This is a genomic window from Halosimplex halophilum (assembly GCF_004698125.1).
GTDB lineage: Archaea > Halobacteriota > Halobacteria > Halobacteriales > Haloarculaceae > Halosimplex > Halosimplex halophilum.
In genome coordinates, this window is the sequence record NZ_ML214297.1 from 1,902,952 (window position 1) to 1,922,826 (window position 19,875).

Annotated in this window: 16 protein-coding genes; 11 read left to right on the forward strand and 5 right to left on the reverse strand. The window is 69.8% G+C overall.

What is annotated here, in order from left to right:
- Positions 1 to 139 precede the first annotated feature (139 nt).
- Complete coding sequence (locus E3328_RS09590; RefSeq protein WP_167837357.1) at positions 140 to 1,879, forward strand: flippase activity-associated protein Agl23; 1,740 nt, start codon at positions 140 to 142, stop codon at positions 1,877 to 1,879.
- 76 nt (positions 1,880 to 1,955) lie between these two features.
- Positions 1,956 to 3,173, forward strand: a complete 1,218-nt coding sequence (locus E3328_RS09595) for a 5-(carboxyamino)imidazole ribonucleotide synthase (RefSeq protein ID WP_135364344.1) — start codon at positions 1,956 to 1,958, stop codon at positions 3,171 to 3,173.
- Between the two features lie 116 nt (positions 3,174 to 3,289).
- Here the strand turns inward: E3328_RS09595 and E3328_RS09600 are convergent, their stop codons facing one another.
- Positions 3,290 to 4,756, reverse strand: coding sequence for a PAS domain-containing protein (locus E3328_RS09600; RefSeq protein ID WP_135364345.1), 1,467 nt, complete (start codon positions 4,754 to 4,756; stop codon positions 3,290 to 3,292).
- A 152-nt stretch (positions 4,757 to 4,908) separates the two neighbouring features.
- Here E3328_RS09600 and purE point away from each other — a divergent pair, with 152 nt between their 5' ends.
- Complete coding sequence (purE, locus tag E3328_RS09605) at positions 4,909 to 5,562, forward strand: 5-(carboxyamino)imidazole ribonucleotide mutase (RefSeq protein ID WP_135364346.1); 654 nt, start codon at positions 4,909 to 4,911, stop codon at positions 5,560 to 5,562.
- Between the two features lie 33 nt (positions 5,563 to 5,595).
- On the opposite strand, the gene E3328_RS09610 is transcribed toward purE, so the two are convergent.
- On the reverse strand, positions 5,596 to 6,396 hold the full coding sequence (locus E3328_RS09610; protein ID WP_209452151.1) for a class I SAM-dependent methyltransferase: 801 nt from the start codon (positions 6,394 to 6,396) through the stop codon (positions 5,596 to 5,598).
- 174 nt (positions 6,397 to 6,570) lie between these two features.
- Here E3328_RS09610 and E3328_RS09615 point away from each other — a divergent pair, with 174 nt between their 5' ends.
- The 8 genes from E3328_RS09615 (at position 6,571) to E3328_RS09650 (ending at position 12,906) form a co-directional block, all read left to right on the forward strand.
- Positions 6,571 to 6,978: an NADH-quinone oxidoreductase subunit A gene (locus E3328_RS09615; protein WP_135364347.1), complete on the forward strand. Its 408-nt coding sequence runs from the start codon at positions 6,571 to 6,573 to the stop codon at positions 6,976 to 6,978.
- A gap of 2 nt (positions 6,979 to 6,980) precedes the next feature.
- The gene (locus E3328_RS09620; RefSeq protein ID WP_135364348.1) at positions 6,981 to 7,679 is read left to right on the forward strand and encodes an NADH-quinone oxidoreductase subunit B; all 699 of its coding nucleotides are present in this window, start codon (positions 6,981 to 6,983) and stop codon (positions 7,677 to 7,679) included.
- On the forward strand, positions 7,676 to 9,367 hold the full coding sequence (locus E3328_RS09625; protein WP_135364349.1) for an NADH-quinone oxidoreductase subunit D: 1,692 nt from the start codon (positions 7,676 to 7,678) through the stop codon (positions 9,365 to 9,367). The genes E3328_RS09620 and E3328_RS09625 overlap by 4 nt, the downstream gene beginning before the upstream one ends.
- Complete coding sequence (locus E3328_RS09630) at positions 9,367 to 10,440, forward strand: complex I subunit 1/NuoH family protein (RefSeq protein WP_135364350.1); 1,074 nt, start codon at positions 9,367 to 9,369, stop codon at positions 10,438 to 10,440. The genes E3328_RS09625 and E3328_RS09630 overlap by 1 nt, the downstream gene beginning before the upstream one ends.
- A 52-nt stretch (positions 10,441 to 10,492) precedes the next feature.
- Positions 10,493 to 10,954: a NuoI/complex I 23 kDa subunit family protein gene (locus E3328_RS09635; RefSeq protein WP_135364351.1), complete on the forward strand. Its 462-nt coding sequence runs from the start codon at positions 10,493 to 10,495 to the stop codon at positions 10,952 to 10,954.
- 150 nt (positions 10,955 to 11,104) lie between these two features.
- A complete protein-coding gene (locus E3328_RS09640; protein WP_135364352.1) occupies positions 11,105 to 11,635 on the forward strand; it encodes an HTH domain-containing protein in 531 nt (176 codons plus the stop codon).
- Positions 11,636 to 11,937: 302 nt separating this feature from the next.
- Entirely contained in the window at positions 11,938 to 12,153 is a 216-nt protein-coding gene (locus E3328_RS09645; protein ID WP_135364353.1) for a hypothetical protein, read from the forward strand.
- Positions 12,154 to 12,261: 108 nt separating this feature from the next.
- On the forward strand, positions 12,262 to 12,906 hold the full coding sequence (locus tag E3328_RS09650; RefSeq protein ID WP_135364354.1) for a hypothetical protein: 645 nt from the start codon (positions 12,262 to 12,264) through the stop codon (positions 12,904 to 12,906).
- A gap of 266 nt (positions 12,907 to 13,172) precedes the next feature.
- On the opposite strand, the gene acs is transcribed toward E3328_RS09650, so the two are convergent.
- From acs to E3328_RS09665, 3 genes are all read right to left on the reverse strand, one after another.
- A complete protein-coding gene (acs, locus tag E3328_RS09655) occupies positions 13,173 to 15,176 on the reverse strand; it encodes an acetate--CoA ligase (RefSeq protein WP_135364355.1) in 2,004 nt (667 codons plus the stop codon).
- 188 nt (positions 15,177 to 15,364) lie between these two features.
- Complete coding sequence (locus tag E3328_RS09660) at positions 15,365 to 17,710, reverse strand: bacterio-opsin activator domain-containing protein (RefSeq protein ID WP_135364356.1); 2,346 nt, start codon at positions 17,708 to 17,710, stop codon at positions 15,365 to 15,367.
- A gap of 155 nt (positions 17,711 to 17,865) precedes the next feature.
- Positions 17,866 to 19,782: an acetate--CoA ligase gene (locus tag E3328_RS09665; RefSeq protein WP_135364357.1), complete on the reverse strand. Its 1,917-nt coding sequence runs from the start codon at positions 19,780 to 19,782 to the stop codon at positions 17,866 to 17,868.
- Positions 19,783 to 19,875: the final 93 nt, after the last annotated feature.

Below are 19,875 nucleotides of genomic sequence, written 5' to 3' on the forward strand. Positions count from 1 at the left end.
CGGAATCTCTCGCCGTGCACCACGCGATCCCGCCGACAGCCCCGCGCCGGGCGTCTCGCGACCCGACCGCTTTCGGTGCCTCAAACGGTTGATTTTCCAACCGGTAGGGCTCTTGTCCGGGCGGGCGTGGACGACGGTGATGGCAGCCACAGGAGAGGGGGGGCAAGCGGGGGGCGTCGCGGAGCGACTGCGAAACCAGTACGGCGTCGACAGGGTCACACTCGCCGTCGTCGCGGTCGTCGCGGGGGCGTTCGCGGCGCGGTTCTACCGGCTGGGCGCCCGGACCGCCCACTTCGACGAGGGACGCGTCGCCTACTGGACGCTCGACTACGCCGCGAGCGGGAACTTCCGGTACCGGCCGATCGTCCACGGCCCGTTCCTTCAGCACGCCAACGAGGTCGTCTTCGGCGTCCTCGGGCCGACCGACTTCGCGATGCGGGCCGTCGTCGCCGCCGTCACCGCGCTGTTCCCGCTGTCGGCGCTGCTGCTGCGCGAGCGACTGCGCGGCGTCGAGGTCGTCGCGCTCGCGGGCTTCTGGGCGTTTACACCCGTCGTCCTCTACTACTCGCGGTTCATGCGCGGCGACCCGCTGGTCGCGGCGTTCACGGTCGCCGCCTTCGCCCTGTTCGTCCGGGCGGTCGACACCGGCCGCCGCCGGTACTTCTACGCCGGCGTCGGGTTCGTCGCGCTGGGATTCACCGTCAAGGAGAACGCCCTCCTGTACCTGCTGTGCTGGGCCGGCGGCGTCGCCCTCCTGCTCGACCACCGACTGTTCCGCGCGGCCGGCCGCGGCGAGGACTGGACGGCCGTCGTCCGGGCCCACGGTCGCCGCGCCCTCGGGGTCAGCCGGCGCCACGCCGACGCGGCCCTGTTCGGCGCCCTCGGCTTCCTGGCGGTCGTCGCCGTCTTCTACACGCCGCGGGGCGAGACGGCGGTCGGCCCGGGACTGGGCGCGGCACTGGCCGACCCGACGCTCCTGCCGGCGGTACTTCGCGAGGCGACCGTCGGCTCCGCCGAGGCGCTGTGGGGCACCTGGGTCGGAGGGACACACCAGCGCCACCCGTATCTCCCGTATCTCGGTCACTTCCTCGAGACGCTGCGGGCCGGCGCCGCCGCGGTCTGTCTCCTCGCGGTCGTCGGCTTCGTCGCCGACCGCTACCGGCCCGACGGCCCCTCGGACCTGGTCTCGATCGCGTTCTACTGGGGGGTGGCCTCGGTGCTGGGCTACCCGATCGCGACGGACATCAAGGCGCCCTGGGCGACGGTCCACGCGGTCGTCCCGCTGGCGATCCCCGCGGCGGTCGGGCTGGGACTGTTCGTCCGCTGGGGGCGGGAGGCGGTCGCCGACGGCGACCGCGTGAGCGCGGGACTGGCGGCGCTGGTCGTTCTGATCGTCGCCGCACAGGTCGCCCTCGCGGGCGCCGGGAGCGTCTACCTGACCGACCACGGCGAGGACAACGGGCTCGTCCAGTACGCCCAGCCGGCGCCGGGCGTCCAGCCGGTGATGCGCCAGCTGGGGACCGCCGTGCCCGCCCACGAAGGGACGGACGTGGTGCTGTACGGGGACCACTTCGTGGACGCGCCCGGCGCGACCGGGCCCCGTCGGCCGGCCTGCGCGGCGTGGCAACAGGTCCTCCCGCTGCCGTGGTACTTCGAGCGGGCGAACGCCACGGCGACCTGCGTCGACTCGACCCGGACCCTGAGCCGGACCGTCGAGCGGGAGCGCCCACTGATGGTCGTCGCGCGGGCCGGCGACCTGCCGAGCCCTCCGGCGGCGCTGTCGGGCTACGAGCGGCGAACCCACCTGTTGCGCGACCGGGACACGCGGACGCACTTCTTCGTCCGCGAGGACGTTGCGAACGCCACCGCCGGCGGCTGACCCGCCGCCACCGCTGGAGACCGACGCCCACCCGAGAGGGACACGCTTATTCCCGCCGGTGGGCAACCCCGGCGCAATGACACTCACCTCGCCCGGACCGACGCTCGGCGTCGTCGGCGGCGGCCAGCTCGGCCGGATGCTCGCCGAGGCCGCGGCGCCGCTCGGCGTCGAGGTCGTCGTCAGCGACCCGACCCCGGACGCCCCGGCCGCGCCCGTCGCCCGCGACCAGGTCGTCGGCGACTTCGACGACCCCGAGACCGTCCGCGAGCTCGCCGAGCGCGCCGACTTCCTCACCTTCGAGATCGAACTCGCCGACCCCGACCTGCTGGAGGAAGTCGCCGCGGAGACGGATACGCCGGTCCACCCCGACCCCGAGACCCTGCGGATCATCGAGGACAAGCTCGTCCAGAAGCGCCGGCTGGCCGAGGCGGGCGTCCCGGTCCCCGAGTTTCGCGAGGTGAACTCCGCCGAGGAGTTGCGCGACGCGCTCGACGAGCTGGGCTATCCCGCGATGCTCAAGGCCCGCAAGGGCGGCTACGACGGCCGCGGGAACGTCCCCGTCGAGTCGCCCGACGAGGTGGAGGCGGCCTTCGCGGAGATCGTCGACGCCGCCCAGGGCGGCAGTTCCGACGACCCGTCGGGCGTCGCGATGGTCGAGGAGATGGTCGACTTCGAGCGGGAACTCGCCGTGATGGGCTGTCTCGGCAGCGAGCGGTGGGGCGAGGACGGCGAGCCCGAGCGTGACACGTTCCCCGTCACCGAGACGGTCCACCGCGAGGAGATCCTGCGGGAGACCCGCTCGCCGCCGGAAGCCGACGGAGCCGTTCGCGAGCGCGCACGCGAGGTCGCCCTCGATGTCCTCGACGTGATGGAGGGGCGGGGCGTCTACGGTATCGAACTGTTCCAGGGACCGGACGACGGGATCCTCCTCAACGAGATCGCGCCGCGGCCGCACAACTCCGGCCACTGGACCATCGAGGGGTGTCACACCTCGCAGTTCGAACAGCACGTCCGCGCCGTGACCGGGCGGCCGCTGGGCGACACCGGCCGACGGGCGCCGACCGTCTCCGCCAACATCCTCGGCGACGTGGACGAACGACAGGCCGCGACGCTCTCCGGCGAGGACGCCGTCTTCGAGCGGCCGCGCGCCCACCTCCACTGGTACGGCAAGCGGGAGGTCTACCGGCTGCGGAAGATGGGCCACGTGACGCTCGTCGGCGAGGGCGACGGGCGGGCGGACCGGCTGCTGGCCGACGCGCGCGAGCTACGGGACGGGCTGACGTTCCGGGAGTGAAGTGGACCCGGCGGTTCGGGAGCGAGGCGGGACTGACGGTTCGAGAGCGAGGCGGGACTGACGGTTCGAGAGCGAGACGGGACTGACGGTTCGAGAGCGAGGCGACGGCGAGGCCGTTACGGGGTCGACGGTTCGGCTCCGCCGTCGTCGGTCTCCTGACCGGCCCGGGGGAGTGCAATCTCGATCGTCGTCCCGTCGGGGCCGCGCTCGACGATCTCGATCTCGCCCCGAGACCGCCTGACGATCCAGCGGACCAGCCACAACCCCATGCCGCTGGCGTGGAAGACCGGCGATATCTCGCGGTGTTCGGTGATGATGTTGGCCTCGTGGTCGGGTAGCCCCGGCCCGTCGTCACTCACCGTCACGGTCACCGCGTCGCCGCCCGCGTCGACCGCCACCCGGACCGTCGACGCGCCCGGATCCCGGTCGCCCCCGTGCTGGACTGCGTTCTCGACCAGCTCCTCGACGGCCTGCCCGACCGCGGGGATCGCTCTGGCGACCGCGTCGTCGTCGCCGTCGTACGAGACGGTCGCTCGGCCCGCGCGCGCCTCGAACTCCTCGACGACGCCCGCGACGATCGCGTTCACGTCGACCGCGCCGTGGTGGTGTTCCTGCAGCAGGACCTCCGTCGCGTCGTGGGCCTTCTCCGTGAGCTGCATCAGGTCGCGGGCGGCCGACCGGATGCGTTCCGCCGCGGCGTCGCCGCCCACGCCGGCGGGGTCGCGCCGCTCCAGGAACTCGGCGGTGCCGTCGACGACGGTCATCTTGTTGCGCATGTTGTGTCGCAGGACGCGGCCGAACACGCGGACCTGCTCCTCGCGCTCGCGGCGCTCGCTCACGTCCCGACCGATGCCGACGACCAGGTCCTCGCCGTCCGGGTCGTCGAACAGCGCGGCGACGAACTCGTAGGGGATCGGCCCGCCGTTCCTGGGCTGGACCTCCGTGACCCGGCGGGCCGACCCCTCCTCGAACACCTCGGCGACGAACGTCGCCAGGCGCTCGGTCGCGTCGCCCCCGAACAGCTCCGTGACGCCACAGCCCGCGAGTTCCTCGCTCCCGTACCCGGTGACCGCCTCGACGGTGCGGTTCCAGTCGACGAGCTCGCCGTCGCGGTCGAGCGCGTAGAACAGGTCGTCCAGCGAGTCCAGCATCGCGTGCATGTACCCCCGCTGGCGCGCGAGCTCCCGCTCCCGTCGCTTGCGGGCAGTGACGTCGCGCGCGACGTAGACGACGTGGTCGTACCCGTCGTCGGGCACCGGCGCGACCCGACCCTCGAACCACCGCTCGCCGTCGCCCACGTCGAGCGCGTACTCGAAGGTCCGGACCTCGCCCGCCTCCAGCGCCGCCTCGACGTTCGACACGATCCGTTCGGCCGTCCCGCCGTCGAACAGCTCGTCGACGCGGCTGCCCAGCAGCACCTCGGGGTCGTCGTAGAGCAGCTCCTCGGACTCCGGGCCCGACAGCACCTGCACGTACCGGCCGTCGGCGTCGAGGATGAACCCCACGTCCGGGAACGCCGTGACCAGCGCGTCGAGCTCGGCCTCCGGCGGGAGGTACCCGCCGCCCTCCAGTGGCGGCACCATTCCCCGTATATCGACCGCTCGGGCGGATGAAAGGCGTACCTGAACACTGTGGTAGTTCCCCGCCGGCTCGCGCCTGCGGGCTGTCGGCGATCGCAGCCGCGGTCCGGTCCGGATCGCACACGCTTACGGCCCCGCGCCGCGGACACTCGCTCATGACCGCCGACTCCGTCCAGTCGATAATCGACCAGCTGCACGAACAGGCCGGGATGGACCTGCCGGACGAGGCGACCCCCGACGTGGGCATCGTCATGGGGTCGGACTCGGACCTGCCGACGATGGCCGGCGGCAAGGGCAAGCGACCGGGCGCGACGGCCGCGCTGGCCGACGAACTCGGCTTCGCGGAGCAGACCGACTACGAGGACCCGCCCGAATCGCGGTTCACCTTCGAGACGTTCGTCGTCTCGGCCCACCGCACGCCCGACCTGATGTACGCCTACGCCGAGACGGCCGAGGAACGGGGGATCGACGTGATCATCGCCGGCGCGGGCGGCAAGTCCGCCGACCTGCCGAACATGACCGCCTCCATCGCCTACCCGCTTCCCGTGATCGGCGTCCCCGTCCAGGAGAAGTCCGTCGACTCGGTCATCGGGATGCCCCAGGGCGCCCCCATCACCGCCGTCGACGCCGGCAAGTCGTTCAACGCCGCGCTCACGGCCGCCCAGATCCTCTCGCGCCAGCACCCCGAGATCCGCGAGCGACTCGTCGAGTACCACGAGGGCCTGCAGGAGGGGGTCGGCGAGGCCTCCCGGGACCTCCACGAACTCGGCACGCCCGGATTCAAGGACGCGTACTGGGACGGGGAGTAGCGCCGCGTTCGGGGCCGGCCGCTGCGTGGCCGGTCAGTCGGCCGGCTTTCGTCCCGAGACGACGCGCACCTCGTCGGTCTGCTCGAACGGGCCGCCCAGGTCGTCGAGCCGCTCGCGCAGTTCGGACTCGAAGTCGCCCTTCTCGCCGCCGAAGGTCGCGGGCGAGCAGAACGACAGCGAGAAGACGTAGCCGACCACCTCGTCGGCGGTCCACTCGCGGGTCCGCTCGAAGGTCGCCGTCTCGACCGCCGCGAACCCGTGGTCGGCCAGCATCTCGTCGTACGGGTTCTCGTACGGTTCGGTGCGCGGGCCGGTGCGCTCGGGCAGGTCGTCGAGGTACTCGGCGGCGAGGTCGTAGACTTCGTCCTGCCACGCGCGCTCGCCGCTCGTGAGCCACTCGGTGTCGCCGAAGACGGCGACGCCGCCGCCCGGACGGGTCAGTTCGCGGATCCGGTCGAGGGTCGGGGCGCGGTCCATCCAGTGGAACGCGCGGCCCATCGTCGTCACGTCGAAGGGGCCCAGGTCGTCGCCCAGCGACCCGCGGAGGTCGGCGTCCGAACCCCGGATCCACTCGACGTTCTCGACGCCGGCTCGCCGGGCCTGTTCGCGCGCGCCGTCGAGCATCGCCTCGTTGGGATCTACTCCGACCACGCGGCCGACGCGGTCGGCGAGGGGGACGGCGATCTGGCCGGCGCCGCAGCCCAGATCCAGCGCGCGCGAGGACTCGTCGAGTGCGAAGCGGTCGACGAGGTGGTCGAGCGGGCGGTCGCCGTAGCGGGGGCGGTATTCGGCGTAGTACGACTCGGCGCTCCGGAAGGGGTCGTCGGAGGGCACGGTCGGGAGCGGGAGCACCGACCGAGGGGACAAGAAGCTGTCGGCGGGAGGGGTCGGTAGGTCGGGCGTACCGCCGGCCGAACGTGTTTCGGGGGAATCGCGGCTCGAAACCGCCCGAGGACAACAATCAACCCTTATATGGCACCACCCCAAACCGTCGAACGATAGAGAGTCATGAGTAACCCATGGATAGCCATCGGGGCGCTCGCCGTCGTGGCGCTCGCCATCCCCATCAGCATGATGGTGGTGTCGTCGCTGCTGCGGCCGAGCGTGCCGGAACAGGGGAAACGCGCCGTCTACGAGAGCGGCGAGGTCCCGACGGGCGACACGCGCATCAAGTTCAACATCCAGTACTACATGGTCGCGCTGTTGTTCGTCGTCTTCGACATCGAGACCGTCCTCATCTTCCCGTGGACGGTCATCTACCGCGACGCGGTCGCCAACGTCGGGCTCGCCGAGGCGCTGGTCCCGATGCTCGTCTTCGTCGGTATCCTCGTCATCGGGCTCGGCTGGGCGTGGCGCAACGGTGCGGTCAGATGGATCCGCAGCCCGCGCGCGCAAGCACAGCGGGTCGAACAGTAACTATGAGCAGCGACCACACACCAACGGCCGACGGCACAGACATCCAATCGACCCAGGAGGCCCGGCTGGGCGAGGGCGCGGACGACCGGTTCAACTCGACGCTCCGGGAGGCGTTCGGCTCCACGCCGTTCATCCTCACGAAGTTCGACAAGTTCATGAACTGGGTCCGGGGCTCGTCGATGTTCATGCTGCAGTTCGGGATCGCCTGCTGCAGCATCGAGATGATGCACACATACGCGGTCAAACACGACCTCGACCGCTTCGGCGCCGGCGTCCCCCGCGCCTCGCCGCGACAGGCCGACGTGATCATCGTCCCGGGGACCATCGTCTCGAAGTTCGCCCCGCGGATGAAGCGCGTCTACGACCAGATGCCCGAGCCCAAGTTCGTCGTCTCGATGGGCTCGTGTACCATCTCCGGCGGCCCGTTCCAGGAGGGCTACAACGTCATCAAGGGCGCCGAGGAGGTCATCCCGGTCGACATCCACGTCCCGGGCTGTCCCCCGCGTCCCGAGGCGCTCGTCTACGGCGTCGCCAAGCTTCAGGAGCGCATCGCCAACGGCGAGTCCGCCCCCGTGACGGTCAAGCCCTACGAGCTGGAGCAGTTCGGCGACCTCGAACAGGACGAGCTCGTCGACAAGCTCGCCGCCGAGATCGACGAGGAGGACCTCGTGATGCGGTACAACTGGAGTGACTCGCCATGAGCCTGGAAGAGCCCGAGAGCGACGTGCTCGCGACGGAGGAGCAGGTCGGCGTCTCCGAGGGCGAACTCGACTACGACGAGCTCGCCGCGCTGCTGGGCGACACCGTCGTCGACCGCGAACAGCACGTCAACGCCGAGGGGTTCGTCGTCCGGCCCGACGAGGTGCAGGACGCCCTCTTTACCCTGCGCGACGAGGCCGGCTTCGACCACTGTTCCTGCGTCACCGCACAGGAGTACGACGACCGCTACGAGTCGATCTACCACCTCAAGAAGTACGACGACCCCACCCAGGAGGTGTCGGTCGTCGTCCCGACGTCGAAGGACGAACCGGTCAGCCAGACCGCCGAGCCGGTCTACCGCACCGCCGACTGGCACGAGCGCGAGGCCTACGACCTCGTCGGCATCGAGTACGAGGACCACCCGGACCTGCGCCGGATCCTCCTGCCCGAGACCTGGCAGGGCCACCCGCTCTCCCAGGACTTCAGCGGCGAGGAACCGCAGATCGTCACGCTGCGGGAACACGCCAACCCGCTGCAGGAGGACCACCGCGGGGAGGACGACACGGACACGATGTTCGTCAACATCGGTCCCCACCACCCCGCGACCCACGGCGTGCTCCACATCGAGACGGTCCTCGACGGCGAGCAGATCGCCGACCTGGACCCGGACATCGGCTACCTCCACCGCTGCGAGGAGCAGATGTGCCAGCAGGGCACCTACCGCCACCAGATCATGCCCTACCCCGACCGCTGGGACTACATCTCGGCGGGCATCCTCAACGAGTGGGCCTACGCCCGCGCGGCCGAGGACCTTGCGGACATCGAGGTGCCCGAGTACGCGCAGGTCATCCGGACGATGTCCGCGGAGCTGTGCCGGATCGCCTCGCACATGCTCGCCCTCTCGACGTTCGCGCTGGACATCTACGGCGACTTCACGGCGCTGTTCATGTACGGCATCCGCGACCGCGAGACGGTCCAGAACATCCTGGAGGACCTGACCGGCCAGCGGCTGATGTTCAACTACCTGCGGCTGGGCGGCGTGGCGTGGGACCTGCCCGAGCCTCGCGAGGAGTTCTTCGAGAAGATCCGCGACTTCGTCGACGAGCTCCCCGAGCGGCTCACGGAGTACCACGACATGATGACCTCCAACGAGATCCTCCAGATGCGGACGGTCGACACGGGAGTCCTGCCGCCGGAGGAGGCCAAGTCCTACGGCGCCACGGGGCCGGTCGCCCGCGGGTCGGGCATCGACTACGACCTGCGCCGCGACGACCCCTACGGCTACTACGACCAGCTCGACTGGGACGTGGTCACCGAGGACGGCTGCGACAACTTCGCGCGCCTGCTCGTCCGGATGCGCGAGGTCGAGCAGTCCGCCCGCATCATCGAGCAGTGCGTCGACCTGCTGGAGGACTGGCCCGAAGACGAGCGGGAGATCCAGTCGAACGTCCCCCGCACCCTGCGGCCGGACCCCGACACGGAGATCTACCGGGCCGTCGAGGGCGCCAAGGGCGAACTCGGCATCTACATCCGCTCGGACGGCACGGACAAGCCGGCGCGGTTCAAGATCCGGAGCCCGTGTTTCTCGAACCTCCAGACCCTGCCGGTCATGTCCGAGGGCGAGTTCATCCCGGACATGATCGCCTCGCTCGGTAGCCTCGACATCGTCCTCGGGGAGGTGGATCGGTGATGGTCGCGCCGGCGCTCCAGTCGGGGACGCCGTTCCCCGAGATCATCGCCGACCTCCTCGGGCTCGACATCAGCGAGACGTGGGTCATCATCCTGACGAGCATCGTCGCCGGCGGCATCATCGCGACGGTGCTGCTGACGATGACGGCCGTGCTCGGCATCTGGGGCAAGCGGAAGATCACCGCCGCGTTCACCGACCGCATCGCGGTCAACCGCCACGGGCCCTACGGCCTGCTGATCATCCCGGCCGACGCAGTGCGGCTGCTCTCGAAGGAGCTCATCGTTCCGGAGGGCGTCGACCGCCCCGCCTGGGACCTGGCGCCGCTGGTCATCGCCAGCTCGGCGCTTTTGGGCTTCGCGGTCATCCCGTTCGGCAACAACCTGCAGCTGGCCGACCCCGAGACGGGGCTGGCCTACGTGTTCGCGGTCGCGTCGATCGCCTCGCTGGGCCTGCTGATGGCCGGCTACGCGTCGAACAACAAGTTCTCGTTCCTCGGCGGGCTGCGCGCGGTCGCGCAGAACCTCGCCTACGAGATCCCGCTGGTGCTGACCGGCGCCTCGGTCGTCATCTTCGCCGGGTCGCTGCAGATGTCGACCATCGTCGAGATGCAGCGCCAGACGCTGGTGAACCTCGGCGGGATCCCGATCCCCTCGTGGTACGCCTTCGTCAACCCGTTCGCCTTCGTCCTGTTCCTGGTCGCGAACCTGGCGGAGGTCGGGCGCAACCCGTTCGACATCCCGGAGGCGCCGACCGAGATCGTCGCCGGCTACCAGACGGAGTACTCCTCGGTGTACTTCGTGCTCATCTACCTCGGGGAGTTCATCCACATCTTCCTCGGCGGCGCGATCATCGCGACGATCTTCCTCGGCGGCGCCTCGGGGCCGGTGCTCCCGGGCGTCGTCTGGTTCTTCGCGAAGATGATCGCCGTCTACCTGTTCACGCAGTGGGCCCGGTCGGCGATCCCGCGGCTGCGCATCGACCAGCTCATCCAGATCGGCTGGAAGGGCATGCTCGTCCTTTCGTTCGCCAATCTGGTCCTGACGGCCGTCATCGTCGGGGTGGTCAACGCATGAGCGCGACCCCGAGCCCGACTCCGACATCCGCGACACGCGGAGGTGACTCCCAATGATAGGACTCCTCAAGTCGATGGCAACGACGATGAAACACGCGCTCGACGGCGAGACGTTCACCGTCGAGTACCCCGAGGACGCGCCGGAAGTGAGCCCGCGGTTCCGCGGCGTCCACAAGTTCAGCCAGGAGCGGTGTATCTGGTGTCGCCAGTGCGAGAACGTCTGCCCGAACGACACCATCCAGATCGTCACCGACGACCAGCGCAACGGCGAGCAGTACAACCTCCACATCGGCCAGTGCATCTACTGCCGGCTCTGCGAGGAGGTCTGCCCCGTCGACGCCATCCTGCTGACCCAGAACTTCGAGTGGACCGCCGACACCAAAGACGAGTTCGTCCTCGACAAGGAACAGCTCAAGAACGTCCCCTGGTACAAGGACATCGACCCGCTGGAGTCCCGCGAACCGGACCGCGGCGGCTGGATCGGCGAGGGCGAAGGCGAAGTCGACTACCAGTAACGCGCGCACAGTTTTCGGTTCTCCCGTCCGCGCGAACATAGCGAGCGCGGTTCACCGGACGCGAGCGAACGGAGTGAGCGGACGCTCCGCGCGGCGCAAATACGGGGCCGATCCCAATAGCGATAGGGCCTCGGACCGAAGGGGCGGTAGATGGGCGCGGATTCACTCGACCTCTACGAGACCCAGCGGCGGGCGCTGACGGTGCTGGTCAACGAGTACCAGCAGCGCGAATCCCCGGTGAGTTCGGGCGTCCTCGCCGAGCGGATGGACAGAACCCCGGGGACGATCAGAAACAAGATGCCACAGCTGGAGTCGCTCGGGCTGGTTGAGGGCGTCGCGGGGCCGACCGGCGGGTACGAACCGACCGAGAAGGCCTTCCGGGTGCTGGACCGGGACCCCGACGCCGAGCGCGAGTCGGTGACGGTCGCACACGGCTTCGAGCGCGTCGACGCCACCGTCGAGTCCGTCTCCTTCGCGAACGTGAACCACCCGTCGGACTGCCGCGCGTGGGTCGAGTTCCAGACCGCCATGCCGTCGCTTTCGGTCGGCGACCCCGTCGCCATCGGCCCGACGGCCCAGGGCGATCTCGTCGTGGCCGGCGAGGTCCACACGGTCAACGACACCGGCAACCGGATCTCGATCGCCGTCAGCGGGATGGAAGCCCCGGTCTCCGAGGAGTGACCACGCAGTCGGTTCCCAACTGCTGAACCCACGGGGGGTCCCCGATGGTTGAACCCACGTGCGGTTTCCGACGGTTGAGTCCACGTGCGGTTTCCGACGGCTGAATCCGCGGCCGAACGCCGGCGGAGAGACCCCGACGACCACTCCGGGCGACCTATCCCTCCGAATAGATCATTAACTTTTATTATCGATGGGTGCATCCGGAGAGGTATGTCACGGACGGCGCTCGCAGTAGCGGTACGCTGATTCTCTCCCCCGACGGCGTCGTCCAGTTCGCAGACCGCCTCCGACCCCAACCGCAGATGAGCACACACGCGACCACCGAGACCCGAGACGCACCGACAGCCGAGACCACGGCCGACGAGCCCGAGATCGAAGCCGACGCCGCCGATCCGGGCGACGACGGGCCGGCGCCGATGGACCCGTTCGACGCCCACGACGCGGCGGCGACGTTCGGCGCCTCGACGCGGCGACTCCCGAACACTGTCGACACGGAGAACAAGTATCTGGGCGGGTAACGACGCCCGTTCGCGCTGATCCGACCGGAAGTGACTGGTCGGTCCCCCTTGCGATTTGTTCACTCAACAGGACAAAACATATACCGGGCTGTTGAATCGCTCAAGATAATGCGTAGTACTTTCCCGATTGCACTCACTGTACTCCTATTCGTCGCTGGATGTAGCGCGCCAGCGACCCAGTCTACGCCGACGCTTGAGCCGACGAGATCAGGGACCGATACCCCAATCGAGCCGCGAACACCCGTACCGACCGAGCCGGAAACGTCTGCCACGACCGATAGGGGGCAGTCACCAGCACCATCCTCGGTAACGGCCACCGAGTCATCCTCGATACCTACCGTCTCGGCAACACCGGTTGCGTTCGAGTCGAACGGGACGAACTGTCCCGACAGCACTTGGATCGAGTTCTGGCGGGAGTACAGAGACGACGTGTGGACACAGGACAGCGTCCGTGTGAGTTTCACCATCCCTGCGAACACGACCCTCTTTTTGGTGGCGTACGTCGATGGGGAGGTCGCTGGCACGTCGTTCCACGCGGACACTGGCGATACAATCACTACCGCCGAGGGATTCAGAGTTAACCTACAGCGGTCGTATTCGGGCCTTCACGTTGTCCAGACGGTTGTCTACAGCGACCAGAACGAGAACGGTGAGTTCGATCGCGACATCGATGCCCCCTGTACGGTCAACGGGAGTGTAGTGCAGGCCGGGCCAGAGCGAATGAACTTCACTGCATACGGTGCGAGCGAATAGCCACCGCTGGCGTGACGAGGGTCTTCATCGCATTCTGTTCTCTGCGGGATCTCACATTCGATTTCATTTCAAAGACTACTGTATCCGAAGCCACTGCTCCGTGCACAGTCTGTACTGAGCATCCGGCGCCTTCGGCGCCGGTTCACCGGACGCGAGGGAGCGAAGCGACCGCTGCGTCCGGTTCTTTTTCCCCAAGTTTTTGCGGCGGAGGATTCCCGCAGCGCGCCTCCGGCGCGCGAGGAACTCTCCGCCGGAAAAAGTGGGATCTAGTCGTCGCCGTGGACCTGGTCGCGGATCTCCTCGGGGACGCTCGGGTCACGCAGCGTCGTGGTGTCGCCGAGCTCGTCGCCGTTGGAGATGTTCTCCAGCAGGCGGCGCATGATCTTGCCCGAGCGGGTCTTCGGCAGGTCGTCGACGAAGACCACGCGGGCCGGGCGGGCGAACTTGCCGATCTCGTCCTCGACCGCCTCGATGATGCGGTCGCGGACCTCCTCGTTGCTGGCGGAGACGCCCTCGCGGACGACGACGTACACGTCGGGCACCTCGCCCTTCTCGTCGTGGTCGCGTGCGGCGACGGCGGCCTCGGCCACGTCCTGGACTTCCGATACCGCGGATTCGAGCTCCATCGTCCCGAGGCGGTGGCCGGCGACGTTCATCACGTCGTCGAGGCGGCCGAGGACGCGGAAGTAGCCGTCGTCCTCGTGGACGGCGCCGTCGCCGGCCTTGTACACCCAGTCCTCGGGGTCCGAGCTGTCGGTGTCCGAGAAGTCCTGCCAGTACTCCTCGATGAACCGCTCGTCGTTGCCGTATACGGTCTGCAACATCCCGGGCCAGGGCTTCTCGATGACGAGGTTGCCCGCCTTGCCGCTCGCGGGCTCCATCGGCTCGCCGCTGTCGTCGTAGAGGGCGGGCTGGATGCCCGGACAGGGGAACCCGGCCGAGCCGGGTTTCATGTCCTTGAGCGCGGGGAGGTTCGTGATGAGGTGGCCGCCGGTCTCGGTCTGCCACCACGTGTCGACGATGACCGCGTCCTCGTCGCCGATGTGCTTGTAGTACCACAGCCACGCCTCCGGCTGGATCGGCTCGCCGACCGTGGTCATGTGGCGGAAGTCGAAGTCGTAGTCCTCGACGTACTCCGAGCCCCACTTCATGAACATCCGCACGGCCGTCGGCGAGGTGTGGAAGATGTCCACGTCGTAGCGCTCGGCGATCTCCCAGATGCGGCCCTTGTGGGGGTGGTCCGGCGTGTCCTCGTACATCACGCTGGTCGTCCCGAGCGAGAGCGGCCCGTAGACGATGTAGGAGTGGCCGGTGATCCACCCGATGTCGGCGGCGCACCAGTAGGTGTCCTCGGGTTCGATGTCCAGCACGTACTTGCTGGTGGCGGTGACGTAGGAGAGGTAGCCGCCGGTGCGGTGCTGGCAGCCCTTCGGCTGGCCCGTGGTCCCGGAGGTGTACATGAGGAAGAGGGGGTCCTCGGCGTCGCGGGAGACGGGGTCGACGCGGGCGCGCTCGTTGTCGGCGAGCAGGTCGTCGGCCAGTACGTACGGGTCGTCGCTGCCGATCTCCACGTCCTCGTGGAGTTCGTCGTGGCGGGTCCAGAGGACGACCGTGTCGACGTCGGAATCGGCCAGTTCCAGGGCCTCGTCGCACTTCTCCTTGTGGTTGAGGAACTCGCCGCGGCGGTAGTAGCCGTCGCAGGTGACGACCACGTCGGAGTCGGCGTCGTCGATGCGGTCGGCCAGCGCCTGCGCCGAGAAGCCGGCGAACACCTCCGAGTGGGGCGCGCCGATGCGGGCGCAGGCCAGCATCGTCACCGGCAGCGCCGGCAGCATCGGGAGGTGGCAGGTGACCACGTCGTCCTCCTCGACGCCCACGTCCTGCAGGGACGCGGCGGCGGCGTTGACGCGGTTGTACAGATCCTGATAGGTGATGATGTCCCGTTCGTCGCTGTCGGTGCCCTCCCAGATGAACGCGGCCTGGTTCTTGCGCTCGTCGAGGTGGCGGTCGATGCAGTTGTACGAGGCGTTGAGCTCGCCGCCGGTGAACCACTCGTAGAAGGGCGGGTTCGAGTCGTCGAGCACCTCGTCCCAGTGTTCGTCCCAGTCGAGCAGTTCCGCGTACTCCTCGAAGGCCTCGGGGTAGTTCTCGTCGAAGCGGTCGTAGATGTCGGGGTCGCTGACGTTGGCCTGGCCGACGAAGTCGGTCGGCGGCCGGAAGTACTCCTGTTCGGTCAGCCGCGATTCGAGCGGGGAGCCGTCCTCGGACATGGCTATCGACCCCTCCCTGTGACCCGTCGCGACCGGTGGCAGTCACTCCGTGACATGGTTCGTCGTGGATATCACCCAGGAGACTCTTAAGCGAACCGTCTAACTATCTATGTTGACGACTGTCACGGCCGGCGACGACCGCCCGAAGGGGCCGCGGTGTCGGCGGCCCGTACCGCGCGCCCGACCTGTCACTCGTCGTCGAAGAAGGCGGTGAGCAGTTTCTGCTGGGCCTTCCGGAGGTGGTTGTGCAGCGTCGGCGAGGAGACGCCGATGGAGTCGGCCAGTTCCTCGGCGGTCGACCCGCGGGGCCACTCGAAGTAGCCGGCGAGGTAGGCCGCCCGGAGGACCGACTGCTGTTTGTCGGTGAGGTCGTCCTCCAGCGAGCGGCGGAAGCCGTCGGTCGTCTGGACGGGCCGTTCGACCTCCTGTTTCGAGAGCAGCGCCGACGCCGAGAACGCCGACTGGAAGCCGTTGAAGACGGTCCGCACGTCGGTCTCGGTGGTGAACTCGGCGGTGACGCGCTGGGCGCCGTCCGCGACGGTGAACTCGGAGACGTGACCGCCCAGTTCCGTCAGCGTCGTGGCGGGCTCCTCGCCGGCGACGACGAACTCGACGAGGTAGCGCTCGCCGTAGTCGCGGATCAGCCGGGCGTTCTCGATGCCGGCGGCGTCGTCGGCGAACTCGACGACGTCCTCGGGGGAGGCGCCGCGCATCGTCACGAAGTACAGCAGGCTCCCGCCCTCGCCGGGGACCAGGCCCTGGAGCTCGAACGCCGCGCCGAGGTCCCGGCTGGCCGCGACGAAGAACGCGCGGTCGCTCTCGACGCGGAACTCCAGTTCCGTGACGCTGTCGGCCAGCAGCAGGTTCCGGCGCTTGATGTCGGTGATCGCCTGGCCGACCCCCCAGCCGAGGCTGGCCAGCAGGTCGCGCTCGGCGCTCCCGAAGGCCTCGCTCCCGGTCGCGCCCAGCGCGAGCAGGCCGTGGGTCGTGTCGCCGTAGGTGATCGGGACGACGGCGACCGCGTCGACGCCCGGTCCGTCGCCGTCCGTCTCGACCGCCCGGAGCGGCCCCTCCCGGTCGTCGGCGGCGAGTATCCGCACCTCGCCCGGCTGGTCGGCGGCGACGTCGGGGACGTCGACGTCGTCGGTAGCGACCTCGGCCAGCGCCTCCGCGGTCGCCTCGTCGACCCCGGTCCAGGCCGTCGAGACGACCCCCCGGTCGCCGGTCGCCGAGCCGACCCACGCGAACTCGTAGCTGTCGGCCGCGGCCAGCCGCTCGCAGACCCGCGAGGCGACCTCCGTCCGCTTCGACGCCGCCGCGAGCACCCCGGCGACCGCCCCGAGCGCGTCGATGGCGTCTGCCACGCGGGCGGGGACGGCCGACCCGGTCGACCCGTCGGAATCCGCCGCGGCCGGTCCCGACCCGTTTTCGCCCGGAGCGACCCCGTCTCCGCCCGGAGCCGCCCCGCGCCCGTACGCGTGCGCCCCGTCCGCGTCTGCACCGTTTCCGTTCACGAGCGCGCCGTCGCCGCTCACGGGTGCTCTCTCCCCGTTCGCGTTCGCCCCGACACCGCTCTCGACCGGCGCCCCCGCGCTCGCCGGTCCGTCGCCGTCCGTCTCGACGAACGCGGCGACGTACCGGCCCCGCCGCGCGGCGGTGTCGTGCAGGGGCGCGGCGACCTGCACGGCCGGGACGGGATCGCCGTCGGGCCGGGCGAGCCGGACGGGTTCCGCCCCGTTCGCCTCGCTCGGCGGGCGGGCGTCGCCGTGATACAGCGCGCTCGCGGGTCCGCCGACCAGGTCCTCCCCGGGCGTGTCGGTCAGCGCGGCGGCGCCGTCGTTGGCGAACGCCACGGTCCCGTCGGCGTCGGTGACGACGACCGCGAGGTCCGCGCCCGCGAGCGCGCGCCCGAGGTCTCCCGGCGTCCACTCGGCGGTCGGACCGTCCAGCCCCGTCCGTTCGAGCGCGTCGAGGACGGTGTCGATCCCCACTGGGTCGAGGTGACGACACAGGGTGTCGATCCCGTCCCAGGGGCCGACCGCGAGGACGACCCGGGGGTCGAGTCCCGCCTCGTGGACGAGCCGGCGGGCGTAGTACCCCCGGAGGTCCGTCGAGGAGACGCTCAGCAGTCGGTCGTCGCCGCTCCGGTCGGCCGCGCGCTCGCCGACCTCCGCGACGACCATCTGGATCCGCCGCGGCGTCACGTCGACGACCAGTTCGTCCTCGCCGATCCCCCGCTCGTTGACGTACCGGTCGACGGCCGAGCGCACGTCCGCCGGAACGTAGGCGTCCCTGACGGTCTCGCCGGCGTCGTCGACCACCGTCAGGAGGTGGTGGGCCCCGGCGCGCGTCGAGGCGGTCCACAGGTGCCCCGGCCGGACCCGCGCCACCTCCGCCGGCCGGAGGCCGACCTCGCCGCAGAGACGCACGACCACGGCCTCCCGGTACGTGGCCGCCGCCCGCCGCAACCGCTCGTAGCCCGCGCTCGTCAGCGGTTCGGCGGCGTCGTCGGCGCCCCTGGTACGCTGTCCCATGACAGTCGTTTCGCGGAAACGTACCCTTGCGAAATAAAGCTTCGCCAGGTGTGGGTGTCTCGTCCGGGATCGAGAGGTTGTCGACGCCAGTTACCGGGTCGGTGCGTGCGTCGCGTTTCGGGATGGGGAAGAATACCGAAGGAGCGTCGCGGCCGTCACTCGCGGTCGAGCGCGGAGCGGATCTCGCCGACGATCTCGGGGTTGCGGAGCGCGCTGGTGTCGCCGAGCTCGTCGTCGTCGGCGATGTCCTTGAGCAGGCGCCGCATCAGCTTGCCCGAGCGGGTCTTCGGGAGCTCCGGCGTGAACACGAACGTCTCGGGGACGGCGAAAGCGCCGATCGAGCGCTCGACGCTGTCGGTGATGCGCTCGCGGAGGTCCCGCTCGGCCTCGTGGCGCTCGTCGGTGCTGACGAACGCGTAGACGGAGCCGTCGCTCCCGTCGCGCACGTCGACGACGGCCGCCTCGGCGACGCCGGGCACGTCCGCGATCGCCCGTTCGAGCTCGGTCGTGCCGAGGCGGTGGTTGCCGACGGTGACCGTGTCGTCGATCCGCCCGAGGACGGTGACGTAGCCGTCGTCGTCGATGCGGGCCACGTCCTCGGTGACGTAGCGCCACTCGTCGGCCCGCTCGTCGCTCTCTAGATTCAGCGGCATCCCCGGCCAGGGCCGGGTGACGGCGAGGCGCCCGCCCTCGGCGGCCGTCGTCTCCTCGCCGCCGGGGCCGACCACGGCCACGTCGATCCCCGGCAGCGGCGGCCCGGTCGAGCCGGGTTTCATCCGGTCGACGCCGGGCAGCGTCGACAGCAGGATGGCGCCCGTCTCGGTCTGCCACCAGGTGTCGACGACGGGGCAGTCCCCGCCGCCGACGTGCTCGTAGTACCACCACCAGGCGCTGGGGTTGAGCGGCTCGCCGACCGACCCGAGCAGTCGCAGGCTCGACAGGTCGTGGGACTGGGGATGCTCGGTCCCCCACTTCATGAACGCGCGGATGGCCGTCGGCGCCGTGTAGAACACGTCGACCGCGTTGCGCTCGATGAGTTCCCAGACGCGGTCCTTCTCCGGGTGGTCGGGCGTCCCCTCGTAGAGCATCGTGGTCGTCCCGAGCGAGAGGGGGCCGTACACGAGGTAGGTGTGGCCGGTGATCCACCCGATGTCGGCCGAACACCAGTAGGTGTCCTCGGGTTTCAGGTCGAGGACGGCGTGGCTCGTCCACGTCGCGTGGGCGAGGTAGCCGCCCGTGGTGTGGCGCACCTCGCTGGGTTCGCCGGTCGTCCCGGAGGTGTAGATGACGAACAGGGGGTCGTCGGCGGCCCGCGCGACGGGGTCGACCTCGGCGCCGCGGTGGTCGGCGACCAGGTCGTCGTAGGCGCGGTCCTCGTCGCCCAGCTGGACGCTCTCGTCGTCGAGTCGCTCGACGACCACCGTCTCGGTCACCTCCTGGGGGACCGACAGGCGGGCGTTGTCGGCCTTGTTCTTCTGGTGGATCGCCGACCCCCGGCGGTAGTAGCCGTCGCAGGTGACCAGGTACTCCGAGTCGGCCCGCTCCATGCGGTCGGCCAGCGCCTGCGCGGAGAACCCCGCGAACACGACGTTGTGCGGGGCGCCGATCCGCGCGCAGGCCAGCATCGCGATCGGCAACTCCGGGATCGCCGGCATGTAGAGGGTCACCACGTCGCCCTCGCCGATGCCCAGCGACCGGAGGCCGGCGGCGAACTCGTTGACCTCGTGGTACAGGTCGAGGTAGGTGTAGGTGCGCCGCTCGCCGCGCTTGCCGATCCACTTGATCGCGGCCTGGGTCTTGCGGTCGTCGAGGTGGCGGTCGACGCAGTTGACGGCGGCGTTCAGCTCCCCGTCCGGGAACCACCGCCGGCGCTCGCCGGTCGCCTCGTAGGTCGTCGCCGGCGGCTCCAGCCAGTCGAGCATCCGGCCGGCCCGCCCCCAGCAGTCGGGCCACTCGCCCTCGAACGCCGCCGCGTCCCCCGGGGAGACGTTGGCCTGCTCGGCGAACGCGGCCGGCGGGTCGACCCCGCCCCGGTCGCGCGGGTTGGTCTCGACGACCGAGTCGTCGTCCATCCCGTGGGACTGGCGCGGGCAGCGACATAAATGATCCGCGCGAAACGACCGGTCGACCCGGCGCCGGGTCCGCGCGGTCGCCCGAACCCGCCC